This is a genomic window from Streptomyces sp. SLBN-31 (genome assembly GCF_006715395.1).
Lineage (GTDB): Bacteria > Actinomycetota > Actinomycetes > Streptomycetales > Streptomycetaceae > Streptomyces.
This window is the reverse complement of sequence record NZ_VFNC01000002.1, coordinates 2,479,852-2,494,389: the sequence shown is the minus strand read 5'-3', so window position 1 is coordinate 2,494,389 and position 14,538 is coordinate 2,479,852. Positions and strand designations below refer to the sequence as shown.

General features: G+C 71.4%; 12 protein-coding genes. 5 read left to right on the top strand and 7 right to left on the bottom strand.

From position 1 onward, the window contains the following. Positions 1-8 precede the first annotated feature (8 nt). A complete protein-coding gene (locus FBY22_RS31465; protein WP_142151368.1) occupies positions 9-701 on the bottom strand; it encodes a hypothetical protein in 693 nt (230 codons plus the stop codon). 67 nt (positions 702-768) lie between these two features. Further along, positions 769-2,094: a DUF2252 domain-containing protein gene (locus FBY22_RS31460; RefSeq protein ID WP_142151367.1), complete on the bottom strand. Its 1,326-nt coding sequence runs from the start codon at positions 2,092-2,094 to the stop codon at positions 769-771. A gap of 205 nt (positions 2,095-2,299) precedes the next feature. On the opposite strand from FBY22_RS31460, the gene dnaE reads away from it, so the two are divergent. After that, a complete protein-coding gene (gene dnaE, locus FBY22_RS31455; protein WP_142151366.1) occupies positions 2,300-5,839 on the top strand; it encodes a DNA polymerase III subunit alpha in 3,540 nt (1,179 codons plus the stop codon). A gap of 87 nt (positions 5,840-5,926) precedes the next feature. Here the strand turns inward: dnaE and FBY22_RS44310 are convergent, their stop codons facing one another. Beyond that, a complete protein-coding gene (locus tag FBY22_RS44310) occupies positions 5,927-6,091 on the bottom strand; it encodes a hypothetical protein (RefSeq protein WP_174267306.1) in 165 nt (54 codons plus the stop codon). Positions 6,092-6,326: 235 nt separating this feature from the next. On the opposite strand from FBY22_RS44310, the gene FBY22_RS31450 reads away from it, so the two are divergent. From FBY22_RS31450 to FBY22_RS31435, 4 genes are all read left to right on the top strand, one after another. Next, positions 6,327-7,535, top strand: a complete 1,209-nt coding sequence (locus tag FBY22_RS31450; RefSeq protein WP_142151365.1) for an NYN domain-containing protein — start codon at positions 6,327-6,329, stop codon at positions 7,533-7,535. Between the two features lie 123 nt (positions 7,536-7,658). Then, a complete protein-coding gene (locus FBY22_RS31445; RefSeq protein WP_142152575.1) occupies positions 7,659-8,630 on the top strand; it encodes an ABC transporter ATP-binding protein in 972 nt (323 codons plus the stop codon). 88 nt (positions 8,631-8,718) lie between these two features. After that, positions 8,719-9,543 carry an ABC transporter permease gene (locus FBY22_RS31440; protein ID WP_142151364.1) on the top strand — a complete coding sequence of 275 codons (825 nt, stop codon included), beginning with the start codon at positions 8,719-8,721 and terminating at the stop codon, positions 9,541-9,543. Between the two features lie 34 nt (positions 9,544-9,577). After that, positions 9,578-10,270: a DUF2567 domain-containing protein gene (locus FBY22_RS31435; protein ID WP_142151363.1), complete on the top strand. Its 693-nt coding sequence runs from the start codon at positions 9,578-9,580 to the stop codon at positions 10,268-10,270. A 146-nt stretch (positions 10,271-10,416) separates the two neighbouring features. Here FBY22_RS31435 and ybaK read toward each other — a convergent pair whose 3' ends face one another. The 4 genes from ybaK to FBY22_RS31415 form a co-directional block, all read right to left on the bottom strand. Continuing rightward, entirely contained in the window at positions 10,417-10,917 is a 501-nt protein-coding gene (gene ybaK, locus FBY22_RS31430; protein WP_142151362.1) for a Cys-tRNA(Pro) deacylase, read from the bottom strand. Between the two features lie 19 nt (positions 10,918-10,936). Next, positions 10,937-11,677, bottom strand: a complete 741-nt coding sequence (locus FBY22_RS31425) for an LON peptidase substrate-binding domain-containing protein (protein ID WP_142151361.1) — start codon at positions 11,675-11,677, stop codon at positions 10,937-10,939. Between the two features lie 11 nt (positions 11,678-11,688). After that, positions 11,689-12,750, bottom strand: a complete 1,062-nt coding sequence (locus FBY22_RS31420; protein WP_142151360.1) for a hypothetical protein — start codon at positions 12,748-12,750, stop codon at positions 11,689-11,691. A gap of 129 nt (positions 12,751-12,879) precedes the next feature. Next, on the bottom strand, positions 12,880-14,460 hold the full coding sequence (locus FBY22_RS31415) for an oxidoreductase (RefSeq protein WP_142151359.1): 1,581 nt from the start codon (positions 14,458-14,460) through the stop codon (positions 12,880-12,882). Positions 14,461-14,538 lie beyond the last annotated feature (78 nt).

Genomic DNA, 14,538 nt, shown 5'->3' with positions numbered 1-14,538 from the left:
GCCGTGGATCAGGCGAGAGCGGTCGAGCAGGGTGGTCCCCGTCGTCCCAGGGAGTGCACGAGAAGCCGGTCGCGGACGACGGCCGTACGGAGCCGGGGGCGCCGTACGCGCGGGACCGCCGTCGTCGGCCGGACGGTCACCGCGGCGACCGCCAGCAGCAGCGGCCGGAACGTCGTCGCGGTCACGGCCCGCACCAGCTCCGCCAGGGCCCGCTCGCCGCGGCCCAGCCAGGCGGCGGCCAGCAGCCCGACGCAGACGTGCGCGCCGAGCAGCAGCCAGGCCGTCCCCGGGGCGGCGTGCGCCATCAGCACCGTCAGACGGTCCGTGCCCGTGCCGGTGACGCGGGTCAGCGGGGTGCCGACCTGGGTGTTGCTGCCGCACAGCAGATCCCAGCCGACGGAGCGCAGGGGCCCGGCGACCGGGCCGCCGGCCCGGCCGTAGCAGACGTGCTGGCCGGTGGTGAAGACCGTGTCTGCGGCCAGCTCCAGCGGGATCAGCAGGGCGGCGATCGGCCCGAATCCGCGCTCGCGGCCGGCCAGCGCGTAGGAGACCGCGAACACGGCGACGGCGACGGCGGCCACCGTGTTCAGCGGCAACGGGACCCGGGACAGCAGCACGTGCGACGCGGTGCCGAGTGTCACGACCAGTGTCGTGAACACCGCCGCGCGCAGCGCCCTGAGCCGGATCCCGGATATGTCCATGGTGTGGAGAGTCTGTCACGCGGTCCTGTAAGGGACCCCTAAAAACGGGCTGTGAGATTACGGACCGTTAGAGACCCGGAATCCTGCCGTTGCGGAACAGGTCCACGAAGATCTGGTGGTCCGCACGCGCGCGTGCGCCGTAGTCGTGCGCGAAGTCGACCAGGAGGTCCGCGAAGCCCGCCTCGTCGGCGGCGATCGCCGCGTCGATGGCCCGCTCAGTGGAGAACGGCACCAGGGACTCGCCGGAGGTGTCGTCGGCCGCCGCGTGCATCGTCGCGGTGGCCCGGCCGAGGTCGGCGACGACGGCCGCGATCTCCTCCGGGTCGTCGATGTCGCCCCAGTCCAGGTCGACCGCGTACGGCGACACCTCGGCCACCAGCTGCCCCGCACCGTCCAGCTCGGTCCAGCCCAGCCACGGGTCGGCGTGCGCCTGCAGGGCGCGCTGCGAGATCACCGTGCGGTGGCCCTCGTGCTGGAAGTAGTCGCGGATCGCCGGGTCGGTGATGTGCCGGGAGACGGCCGGGGTCTGGGCCTGCTTGATGTAGATCACCACGTCGTTCTCCAGGGCGTCGCTGTGCCCTTCGAGAAGGATGTTGTACGACGGCAGTCCGGCCGACCCGATGCCGATGCCGCGGCGCCCGACCACGTCCTTGACGCGGTAGGAGTCGGGGCGGGCCAGCGAGGAGTCCGGCAGCGTCTCCAGGTAGCCGTCGAAGGCCGCGAGGACCTTGTAGCGGGTGGCCGCGTCCAGCTCGATGGAACCGCCGCCCGGGGCGAAGCGGCGCTCGAAGTCGCGGATCTCCGTCATGGAGTCCAGCAGCTCGAAGCGGGTCAGCGAGCGGGCGGCGCGCAGGGCGCCCAGCAGCGGCCCCTCGGCGGTGTCCAGCGTGAAGGGCGGCACCTCGTCGCGCTTGGCGCCGGTCGCCAGCGCGTGGACGCGCTCGCGGTACGCGCCCGCGTACACCCGCACCAGCTCGGTGATCTGGTCGTCGCTGAGGGCCTTCGCGTACCCGATCAGCGCGACGGAGGCGGAGAAGCGCTTCAGGTCCCAGGTGAAGGGCCCGACGTAGGCCTCGTCGAAGTCGTTGACGTTGAAGACCAGGCGGCCGTTGGAGTCCATGTACGTGCCGAAGTTCTCCGCGTGCAGATCACCGTGGATCCACACGCGCGAGGTGCGCTCGTCGAGGTACGGTCCGCCCCGCTTCTCGGCGTCGAGGTCGTGGTAGAAGAGGCACGCCGTGCCCCGGTAGAACGCGAAGGCGGACGCCGCCATCTTGCGGAACTTCACACGGAACGCTGCCGGGTCGGCGGCCAGGAGCTCGCCGAAGGCGGTGTCGAAGACGGCAAGGATCTCGTCGCCGCGCTGCTCGTCGTTGAGCTGGGGTACCGACATCGCGAGGTGCCTCCTGGTGCATGGATGTGTACGACAGCGTTTCTGTCGTGTCCAACGGTCGAGGGTGCGCGGAAGTGCCCGCGGCCCTCGCTGTGAAGGTACGCGGGGGAGCCCCTCCAGTGTCAGTGCCGAGGCATAGACTTCGACGCTGACCCCGGAACTGTCCCAGCGCCCGTCACCGACTGTTTTCCATGGAGGCCACACCGTGTCAAAGCCGCCGTTCACGCACCTGCACGTCCACACCCAGTACTCGCTGCTGGACGGTGCCGCGCGGCTCAAGGACATGTTCAACGCCTGCAACGAGATGGGCATGACGCACATCGCCATGTCCGACCACGGCAACCTCCATGGGGCGTACGACTTCTTCCACTCCGCGAAGAATGCCGGGGTCACCCCGATCATCGGCATCGAGGCCTATGTCGCCCCGGAGTCCCGGCGCAACAAGCGCAAGATCCAGTGGGGCCAGCCGCACCAGAAGCGGGACGACGTCTCCGGTTCCGGTGGTTACACCCACAAGACCATGTGGGCCGTGAACTCGACGGGTCTGCACAACCTCTTCCGCCTCTCCTCCGACGCCTACGCCGAGGGCTGGCTGCAGAAGTGGCCCCGCATGGACAAGGAGACCATCTCCCAGTGGTCCGAGGGGATCGTCGCCTCCACCGGCTGCCCCTCCGGCGAGGTGCAGACGCGGCTGCGCCTGGGCCAGGAGGAGGAGGCCCTCAAGGCGGCGGCCGACTACCAGGACATCTTCGGCAAGGACCGCTACTTCCTGGAACTGATGGACCACGGCATCGACATCGAGCACCGGGTCCGCGACGGTCTGCTGGAGATCGGCCGCAAGCTCGGCATCCCCCCGCTGGTCACCAACGACTCGCACTACACGTACGCGCACGAGGCGACCGCCCACGACGCCCTGCTGTGCATCCAGACCGGCAAGAACCTCTCCGACCCCGACCGCTTCAAGTTCGACGGCACCGGCTACTACCTGAAGTCCACGGACGAGATGTACGCCATCGACTCCTCGGACGCCTGGCAGGAGGGCTGCCGCAACACCCTCCTGATCGCCGAGATGGTCGACACCGCCGGCATGTTCGAGGCCAAGAACCTCATGCCGAAGTTCGACATCCCCGAGGGGTACACCGAGGTCACCTGGTTCAAGGAGGAGGTCCGCCGCGGCATGGAGCGCCGCTTCCCCGGCGGCATCCCCGAGGACCGCCAGAAGCAGGCCGACTACGAGATGGACGTCATCATCTCGATGGGCTTCCCCGGCTACTTCCTCGTCGTCGCCGACTTCATCATGTGGGCCAAGAACAACGGCATCGCGGTCGGCCCCGGCCGAGGCTCCGCGGCCGGCTCGATCGTCGCCTACGCCATGGGCATCACCGACCTCGACCCCATCCCGCACGGCCTGATCTTCGAGCGCTTCCTCAACCCCGAGCGCATCTCCATGCCCGACGTCGACATCGACTTCGACGAGCGTCGGCGCGTCGAGGTGATCAGGTACGTGACGGAGAAGTACGGCGCCGACAAGGTCGCCATGATCGGCACCTACGGCAAGATCAAGGCCAAGAACGCGATCAAGGACTCCGCGCGCGTGCTGGGCTATCCGTACGCAATGGGCGACCGCATCACCAAGGCCATGCCCGCCGACGTGCTCGGCAAGGGCATCGACCTCAACGGCATCACCGACCCCTCGCACCCCCGCTACTCGGAGGCGGGCGAGGTCCGGGCGATGTACGAGAACGAACCGGACGTGAAGAAGGTCATCGACACCGCCAAGGGCGTCGAGGGCCTGGTCCGACAGATGGGCGTGCACGCCGCCGGCGTGATCATGTCCAGCGAGACCATCACCGAGCACGTGCCGGTCTGGGTGCGGCACACCGACGGCGTGACCATCACGCAGTGGGACTACCCGAGCTGCGAGTCGCTCGGCCTGCTGAAGATGGACTTCCTCGGCCTGCGCAACCTGACGATCATGGACGACGCCGTCAAGATGGTGAAGTCCAACAAGGGCATCGACCTCGAGCTGCTGAGTCTCCCGCTGGACGACCCCAGGACCTTCGAACTGCTCCAGCGGGGCGAGACCCTCGGCGTCTTCCAGTTCGACGGCGGCCCCATGCGCTCGCTGCTGCGTCTGATGAAGCCGGACAACTTCGAAGACATCTCCGCCGTCTCCGCGCTCTACCGTCCCGGCCCGATGGGCATGGACTCGCACACCAACTACGCCCTGCGCAAGAACAAGCTCCAGGAGATCACCCCGATCCACCCCGAGCTGGAGGAGCCGCTCAGGGAGGTCCTGGACGTCACCTACGGCCTGATCGTCTACCAGGAGCAGGTGCAGAAGGCCGCCCAGATCATCGCCGGCTACTCGCTCGGCGAGGCCGACATCCTCCGCCGCGTGATGGGCAAGAAGAAGCCCGACGAACTGGCCAAGAACTTCACCATCTTCCAGGCCGGCGCCCAGAAGAACGGCTACAGCGACGAGGCGATCCAGGCCCTGTGGGACGTGCTGGTGCCGTTCGCCGGCTACGCCTTCAACAAGGCGCACTCGGCCGCGTACGGCCTGGTCTCGTACTGGACCGCCTATCTGAAGGCCAACCACCCCGCCGAGTACATGGCCGCCCTGCTGACGTCCGTCAAGGACGACAAGGACAAGTCGGCGATCTACCTCAACGAGTGCCGCCGCATGGGCATCAGGGTGCTCCCGCCGAACGTCAACGAGTCGGTGCACAACTTCGCCGCGCAGGGCGACGACGTGATCCTCTTCGGCCTGGAGGCCGTGCGCAACGTCGGCACCAACGTCGTCGAGTCGATCATCAAGGCCCGTAAGGCGAAGGGGAAGTACGCGTCCTTCCCGGACTACCTCGACAAGGTCGACGCCACCGCCTGCAACAAGCGCACCACGGAATCACTGATCAAGGCCGGTGCCTTCGACACCCTCGGTCACACCCGCAAGGGACTCACCGCCCAGTACGAGCCGATGATCGACAACGTGGTCGCGGTCAAGCGCAAGGAGGCAGAGGGCCAGTTCGACCTCTTCGGCGGGATGGGCGAGGAGGAGACCAGCGAGCCTGGCTTCGGCCTCGACGTGCAGTTCACCGACGAGGAGTGGGACAAGACCTATCTGCTCGCCCAGGAGCGCGAGATGCTCGGCCTGTACGTCTCCGACCACCCGCTCTTCGGCCTGGAGCACGTGCTGTCCGACAAGGCCGACGCGGGCATCGCCCAGCTCACCGGCGGCGAGCACGCGGACGGCGCGGTCGTCACCATCGGCGGCATCATCTCCGGTCTGCAGCGCAAGATGACCAAGCAGGGCAACGCCTGGGCGATCGCCACCGTCGAGGACCTCGCCGGTTCCATCGAGTGCATGTTCTTCCCGGCGACCTACCAGCTGGTGTCGACCCAACTCGTCGAGGACGCCGTGGTGTTCGTCAAGGGCCGTCTCGACAAGCGCGAGGACGTGCCCCGGCTCGTGGCGATGGAGCTGCAGGTCCCCGACCTGTCCAACGCGGGTACCAACGCGCCCGTGATCCTCACCATCCCGGCCACCCGGGTCACCCCGCCGATGGTCAGCCGCCTCGGTGAGATCCTCACCCACCACAAGGGCGAGAGCGAGGTCCGCATCAAGCTCCAGGGCCCGACGAAGACGACCGTACTGCGGCTGGACCGGCACCGGGTGAAGCCCGACCCCGCGCTCTTCGGCGACCTGAAGGTGCTGCTCGGCCCGTCCTGCCTGGCCGGCTGAGCACGCCATGGACGCGCGAGGGGCGCACTCCGCACGGAGTGCGCCCCTCGACGTGTGCCTGGGTCTCAACAACCCGTTACGCAGATATCAGTTGTGACCGAAGCTCTTCTGCCGCCCCTTGCGGGCCATGTGACCCGGGGTGACCTGCTGGACGTCCTGCTCGGCCGACGACTCCATCGAGATCTGCTCGGCCGCCTGCTGACCACGCCCGGTCTGCGGCTGCTTACGGTTCTGCTTCTTGTTCTTGGCCATGGTGATCTGCCTCCTGTGGGGGATCTAGGGGCCAGGGCCGGGACCAGATTCACATAGGCTGACAACAAGCGCATGTCGGATAATTACCGTCTGTGACAGGCTTGTCGGGGAGCGAGGGAGGGGCCCGCACTCCGAAACGCCACGCCGAAGATCGAGTTCGGGCCGTTAACACCTGCGTAGTCGGGCAGACTCGAAGGAAGCCCGAAGCAAACCTCCCGGAAAGAGGGTGGATCGCGTGGACCGCTGCATCGTCCTGGTGGACGCCGGGTATCTGCTGGGGGCCGCCGCCAGTCTCCTTGCCGGAGAGCCCTCCCGATCCCGGATCACCGTCGACCACACCGCCCTCATCCAGGGCCTGCGTGAACGCGCCGAGTCCGACACCGAACGGCCCCTGCTGCGCATCTACTGGTTCGACGGCGCCCCCGACCGGGTGCCCCAGCCCGAGCACCGCCGACTGCGGGTGATGCCCCGCGTCACCGTGCGGCTCGGTGCTCTGACCCGCAGCGACGGACGCTGGGCCCAGAAGGGCGTGGACGCGGCCATGCACGCCGAGCTCACCGAGCTGGCCCGCAACCGCGCCTGCTCCGACGTCGTCCTGGTCACCGGCGACGGCGATCTGCTGCCGGGCATGATGGCGGCCAAGGAGCACGGGGTCGCCGTACACCTGTGGGCGGTGCAGGCCGCCGACGGGGACTACAACCAGTCGGAAGACCTGGTCGCCGAGGCGGACGAGCGGCGGGTGCTCGACCGGACGTGGATCACCAAAGCCGTACGGGCCAAGGAGCTCGGTGGGATCTGCGCGCCGCCGCCCGTGCCCCGGCCCGAGATCGCCGCGATCCTCTCCGCGCCGCTGCCGGACTCCGCGCTCACCGCCGAGCGGCCCGCCGAGGAGCGGGAGCACGCATCGGCGGCCGCCGTCGCGGACAACGGCACGCAGGAGCGGGTGCCCGCGCCCAAGGGCGTGCCCACCCCCAAGGACCTCGCCGCCCTGCGGGCGCCCGGCGTCCAGCCGAGCCCGCAACCGGCCAACGCGACCCTGCGCTGGTCCTCCGACAAAGGATGGGTCGACCGGCCCGTCGCCGAGCCCCCGGAGGCCGCCTCGATGCCGACGCTGGCCCAGCTGACCTCGGCGGAGCAGCGGTGGGCCGACCGGGAGGAGGACATCACGACCGTCGGCGGAGACCCGTTCGAGGTCGGTCAGGTGTTCGCGCGGCGCTGGATGGAGCGGTTGGGGGACCAGAGCCATCTGCAGAAGCTGTCGGGCATGTACCCGCGGATTCCGCACCGCATCGACGGCGAGCTGCTGCGGTACGCGGCCCGCTTCGGACTGCTGGCCCACAAGGACGACCAGATCGACGAGCACGACCGTTACGCCATCCGGGCGGGGTTCTGGCGGGAGATCGACGTACGGACGGCGGCCGAGCACGCGCCCGTCGGCGAGTGAACCCCGGGCGGCGGCCCGGGGGGTGACGAGCGGCCCCAAGGGCGGGTAAAGGCCTCCGACCCCGTACCCTCGTCCTTTGTGAGTACGCGCGCGGCACAGGCACATCGGCACGGTCGTGATGTCGTGTGCGCGGTGCGCGGGCTGACCAAGACCTATCCGGCCGTCCGAGGACGCAGGGGCGTTCCCGGCGCGCCCGCGGTGCGGGCCACCGACGACGTACGGCTGGACGTGCGACGCGGTGAGATCTTCGGACTGCTCGGACCGAACGGGGCCGGGAAGTCCACCCTGGTGCGGCAGCTGACCGGGCTGATGCGGCCCGACGCGGGCAGCGTCGAGATCCTCGGGCACGACATCGTGCGGCACCCCGAGCGGGCCTCCCGGATCCTCGCCTACCTCGGCCAGGAGTCGTCCGCCCTCGACGAGCTGACGGTGTCGCTGGCCGCCGAGACGACCGGGCGGCTGCGCGGCCTGGAGGCACGGCGGGCACGGGCCGAGCGGGACGCCGTCCTGGAGGAGCTCGGGCTCACCGCCATCGCCGGGCGGGCCCTGAAGAAGCTGTCCGGCGGGCAGCGCCGACTGGCGTGCTTCGCCGCCGCCCTGGTCGGCGAGCGGCCGCTGCTGGTATTGGACGAGCCGACCACCGGGATGGACCCCGTCGCGCGGCGGGCCGTGTGGGCGGCCGTCGACCGGCGGCGGGCCGAGCGCGGGACGACCGTCCTGCTGGTCACCCACAACGTCATCGAGGCGGAGACGGTCCTGGACCGGGTCGCCGTGCTCGACCAGGGGCGGGTGATCGCCTGCGACACCCCCGCCGGACTGAAGGAACAGGTCGCCGACGAGGTCCGGGTGGAGCTGGTGTGGCGCGAGACGGCGCCGCTGCACGTCCCCGAGGTCGCCGCGCTGCGCGAGCGGGCCGTCGAGGCCGGGCGGCGCTGGACGCTGCGGCTCGCTCCCGAGGAGGCCCGCGCGGTCGTCGCCACGGTCACCGGCGGGGCGGCCTTCGCCGCCCTGGACGACTTCACGCTCGCGACGCCCAGCCTGGAGGACGTGTACCTGGCGCTGGGCGGCGCCGCCCGAGGGCTGGTGAAGGCGTGAGCGGGGGACAGAGCGTGTCCGTACAGGTACGTAGGAGCGCGTCCGTGGGGGACGGCGTGCGCGCCGCAGGGAAGGAGCGCAGCTCGTCGTGAGTGTCGTACCCGCCGAGATTCTGCCCGGCGCCGTCGCCGACGAGGACGACTCCGCGCGCGGGGCCGCCGAGCTCGGACCGCGCGCGCGGATGTGGCCGTCGCTCGTCGCCGTCTACCGTGCGCAGCTGTCGCGGGCCCGGGTCGCGCGGATTCCGCTGCTGTTCGTGGCGACCTTCCAGTCGGTCGGCATCCTGGTCATGATGCGCGGGGTCGTGGACGCGGGCGGCCACGACGCCCGGTTCGTGGTCGCCGGGTCGTCCGTGCTGGTCGTGGCCTACGTCGGGCTGAACCTGCTCGCGCAGTACTTCGGGCAGCTGCGGGGCAGCGGCGGGCTCGACCACTACGCGACGCTGCCGGTGCCGCCGGCGGCGGTCGTGCTGGGGGCGGCGGGGGCCTACGCCTCCTTCACGGTGCCCGGGACCGTGGTGACCGCCGTCTTCGGCGGGGTGCTGTTCGGGCTGCCGCTGTCGCATCTGTGGGTGCTGGCGGCGGTGATCCCGCTCGCGGGCGCCGCCCTGTCCGGGCTGGGCGCGGCCCTCGGGCTGCTCGCGCCCCGCCCCGAACTGGCCACACTGCTGGGCCAGCTGGGGATGTCGGCCGCGCTGCTGCTGGGGGTGCTGCCGGCCGACCGGATGCCGGGGGCCGTACGGTTCACGCGGGACCTGCTGCCGTCGACGTACGGTGTCGAGGCCTTCGGGCGGACCTTCGGGCCGCATCCCGACTGGGCGTTCGTGGCCGGTGACCTCGCCGTGTGCGCGGGCGTGGGCGTCGCTTCGCTGGCCGTGGCCACCTGGGCGTACCGTCGGGCGGCCGTCCGGTGACGCGCCGCACAGGCGGGCCTGGCACGATGTCAGGGTGACCGCACCGTTGACGCCGCCTCCACCGCCGCATGAACAGTCCGCGCAGAACGCGTGGCAGCCCCCGGCTGCCGGGCATTCGGCTCCCGCGCCGCATGACGCCGCCTGGCACGGTACGTACGGACAGGACGGGCCCGGAATGAAGACGGAAGTGCGGGAGGCCGCCGTCGTCACGGTGGCGGTGGCGGTGGGCGGTGTGCTGCTCGGGCTGCTGTGGTGGTGGCTGGCGCCGCACGTGCCGCTGGTCGGCGACATCGTCGACAAGAGCTGGGTGGTCTACCTCTCGGACAGCGAGGGGGAGCAGGCCATCGGGGTGGACGGAACGTTCACGCTGCTCGCGCTCGCCTTCGGGGTCGTCAGCGCCCTGGCGGTCTTCCTGTGGCGCCGGCGCGGCGGAGTGCCGCTGGTCGTGGCCCTGGGCGTCGGCGGACTGCTCGCGTCCCTGCTGGCCTGGCGGCTCGGCGTGTGGCTCGGCCCAGAGCAGGACGTCATCGCCCACGCCCGGCAGGTGGGCAAGGGCATCACCTTCTCGGCGCCGCTCAAGCTGGGCGCCAAGGGGGCGCTGCTGACCTGGCCGCTGGCCGCCCTGATCGTGCACCTCGGCCTGACCGCGCTGTTCGGCCCCCGGGACCCGGAGCCATACCAGCACCACCCCGTCCAGACCGACCCGTACGGGGCCCCGCTGCCGTAGAAGATGCCGGGACCCCGCTGCCGTAGGGACTTACGCCGGACGGTGGCCGTGGTTGGAGCGGGCCTTCTTGACGCGCCACTTGCGTTTGCGGGTTCTCTTCGACATGTCCCTCGTTCTTAACCGAGCGAGGGACGGCCGTCGAGGGGTCACGCACGTCCGACGGGGGCCACCACCGCTTCGGTGAGCTTCGCGAGGTCACCGGGGGACAGTTCGACCTCCAGGCCGCGGCGCCCTGCCGACACGCAGATCGTTTCGTGGGCCGAGGCGGAGGAGTCCAGGACCGTGGGCAGCCTCTTGCGCTGGCCGAGCGGGGAGATGCCGCCCCGGACGTAGCCCGTGGTGCGCTCGGCGAGGGCCGGGTCCGCCATCGCCGCCCGCTTGCCGCCCACCGCGGAGGCCAGCGCCTTGAGGTCCAGGCTGCCCGCCACCGGGACGACCGCCACCGTGAGGGTCCCGTCCACGTCGGCCACCAGCGTCTTGAAGACGCGGTCCGGGGAGACGCCCATGGCCTCGGCCGCCTCCTCGCCGTAGGACGGGTGGGAGGGGTCGTGGTCGTAGGCGTGGATCGTGAACGCGACGCCCGCGGCGGTAAGGGCCACCGTCGCGGGCGTGCCGCCCTGCTGTTGCTTCTTCGACTTCTTCGCCATCCCGGCCTTCACAGTGACGTCAGTTGAGGCTCGTGCGGCCGCGGGTCAGGTCCGCCGCCGGCAGTGAGGGCAGGTTACGGATGATGGCCGTCTCGGAGCGAAGGAGTTTCAGTTCGTCGCGCAGCCGGGACGCGGTGTCCGGGGCCTGGAGCAGACGCTGCTTGGTGGGGGTGTCCAGCATCATCGCCGCCGCGACGAGGTAGGAGACCACGGAGGGCTCGTCCGGGAGTTCCGCGCCGGTCGACAGGGAGCGTTCGCGCGCGCCCGCCAGCCGCTTCTGGTACTGGCGGAAGGCCCGCAGCACACCCTCCGCGAGCGCGCCGGCCTCCTCGCCCTGCTCCTCGTCGAGCCCCTCCAGCTCGGCCGTCAGGAACGGGCCCGAGGCGTCCACCGAGAGCAGGCGCACCCGGGACGTCCCGGTGGCCAGCACCTCGAAGGTGCCGTCCTCCCGTTCCCGGATCGTCGCGGCGTCCGCCACGCAGCCCACGTCGTGGAAGGAGATCGCCGGGTCGGCGCCGAAGCCGGCCGCCGGGCCGAGGTCGGGCACGGACGTGGGATCCGGCATGCCGGGGGCGCTCGGGGCCACCTCGTGGCCGTCGCGGATCGCCACGACGGCGAACCGGCGCGACTCCTCCTCGGGGGTCTTCAGCAGCTCACGCATCATGGCGCGATAGCGCTCCTCGAAGACGTTGAGCGGCAGTACCAGCCCGGGGAACAGCACCGAGTTCAGGGGGAAGAGCGGAAGACGGACGGTGGTCACGGCGCAAGAGCCTAATGGTCGCCGGAGCCGACGCGTCCGCCGCGCTCACTTCGTGGATCGTGCGGCACCGGGCCGGCCCCCGCCGGACACCGGCCGACGACGTCGGCACGCACCTTCAGGAACAGGGCCAGCGGGTCGTCCGACAGCTGGCCCCAGGGGAAGGAGGTGGCGTACGGGCCGATGAGCCGCAGCTGGCCGAGGGCGTCCTGCCAGCGCTCCAGGCCCACGAGGACGTAGGCCAGCTTGTTGCGGATCTCGGCCGGCCACGGCGTGGCCGCCGGGAAGCGGGCCGAGAACGCGATCGCCCGGTCGGCGGCCGCGTGCAGCCGCTCCCGCGGCACCGCCGGGCCGGCGCCACCGGTGAAGCACGCCAGGGCCGCCCTCGACGGCAGCGCCTGGAGGAGCGAGTCGTCGGGGGCGTCCTGCGCGGCCCGGTCGGCGAAGTCGAAGCACTCGCGGTACGAGCCCTGCCAGGAGGTGGCCAGATAGCGCAGGGCGGCCACATGGCAGCCGTAGTGGTGCGGGGTGCGGCGCAGCGCCGCCTCCCACAGTTCCCCGAAGTACTTGTGGCCGGCGCCCGTGCCGCGCGCGTGGTCCAGCGCGATCCGCCAGGGCACCGGGTCGCGGTCGGTGGCCCGCGCGGCGGCCGTGATCAGGGAGCTCACCTCGCGCAGCAGCTCGGCGCGGGCCGGGGAGTCCCAGGCGCGGTCCACCGCGAGCTGGGCCCGCAGCAGCAGCACGTCCGGGTCCTGCGGCGCGTCGGCGTACCACCGCTCCAGCCACTCGACCCGGGCCCGGGCGAAGGCCGACAGCCGTCTGGCGTACCGGTCGCGGTACTCCCACTCGGCACGCGCGCGTGTGCCCGCGAGCAGCCCGGCCACGGGCGCGTACTCGCCGTCCGCCGCCGCGACGAGCGTCGGTCCGAGGCGGTCGTCGGGCGCGTCGAGGAGCACCTCGTCGTCGGCGGGCAGCCCGGACGCGTCCGCGGGCGGCGCGGAGCGGGGGCGCGTCGCGGAGTGGGCGGTCCGGGCCGCGCGGCTGAACGGGTGCAGCAGTGCCATGGTGTCGACCATTGAAAGGCCGCAGGTCAGGCGTGCGCCAGCCGGAGGGGACAACTCACGGAAAGTTGTACGCCCGGCGGTCAAGAGCCGGTAAAGGTCGAATGTTGAACAAATGACCGACGTGTGCAGGACCTGTGATGATCAGTTGCGGCGCAGCATGCGCGTCGCCCCGGCGGCCACCGTCGTCGCCAGCACCCAGCCCAGGAGGACCATCACCGCGGCCAGCCACTGCCAGCCGCCGCTGAGCTGCCAGACGCCGACCTGACCCAGGTCGATGACCGGCAGTAGCAGGTCCAAGGCGAACAGGGCCGGGTTCCACGGCGGATGCGCAGCCCCGGGCTGCAGCGGCGGATGGCTCGCGTGCGCGAAGGCCAGCGAGCCCGCCGCCCACAGCACCGCCATCCACACCGCGGCCCGCCCCGGCCGGTACCCGTAGGCCACCGTCCAGTCCTGCGCGTACCCCCACAGCTTCGCGGCGAGCGGCAGGCTCTCGCGGCGCCGGCGCTGTTTGGCCAGCAGCACCTCGCGCGCGTCCTCGTCCTCGCCGCCGGCCCGCAGCACGGCGGCCAGGCGCTCGTACGGCTCCGGGTTGTACTCGGCGGTCGCCGCGGCCACCCAGTCCAGCCGCTCCGCCAGCGGGAAGGGCCCCAGCGGTACGAGGTTCTCGTACTGGAAACCGCCCATGTGCAGGTTGCCCGGGGCCGGCCAGGCGCTCGCCCGGTCGACGAGGTTGACCACCCGCGCCCCCGACAGGGCGACCTTGCCGCGCTGCGGTCGCTCGCCGAGGAAGCGCAGCTCCGGCGTCTGCACCCGGCGCAGCGACAGCTCCTGGTCGTCGGTGAAGGCGAACCGCGCCCGCTCCAGGTCCACGGCGTCCCCGAAGCGCCCGTCGTCCAGCCGCACCCCGCCCCGGCACTCGAACCGCTGGATCCGGGTCCCGCGTGCGGGAGTCGCCCCGGCGGGCGTCGACGAGCCGACGCCCGCCGGGGTCAGGTACAGGGTGCGCCCGACCGTCAGCTGGGGCGCGTTCAGCGCGTGCCGGGTGTACGAGCTGCTCAGCCGGGCGCCGCGCAGGCTCAGGCTGACGCCCACCTTGGCGCTGCGCAGGCTCACCTCGCCCTCCGCCTCCAGCAGCTCGGCCTGCAGGTCCTGGCCGACCGTCATGCCGTCCGCGGCGATCGAGCGGCCGGCGCGGTCGGGGTGGACGATCGCCTGGTTGAGCATCAGGTCGGTGCCGATGTGGGCGTCGGTGAGCCGTACGCCACCCGGGAACCGGCAGCGCGGCAGGTGCAGATCGCCCTCGGTGTGCACCCGGGCCGCCTCCAGGCGCGGCACCGCGCAGTCCACCAGCCGCACGGTGGTGAAACGGGCCTCCGGCAGCAGCAGCTCCCGCTCGAAGCGGCAGCCGCGCATCTCCACGTACGGCACCACTATCCCGCCGGAGAGCTCCAGGGTGCCGCTGACCTGCACGCCGCGCAGTTTCAGTGCGGAGACGCGGCCCGCGAGCGCCGGCGGGCCGTCCAGCAGCAGCCACGCCACGATGCGTGCCCGCACGGTCCGCTCCGGTCCCCAGCGGTGGCCGCCGTGCGGATCGTCGACGGCCGCGTCGCCGCTGCTCAGGTCGTACGGGCTGCCATTGCGGAAGGCCTGCCACATGCCGGCCTCGGCCGCGGTCAGGTCGTCGGGCAGGTCTCCGGCGTGGATGCCGGCCCCCTCGGTCACAGCTCCTCCTGTCCTGTGTTCGCACAACTGTTCATGCCCGTTGCGTCACACCCGAATCACTGGACGTACTGTGCCGTG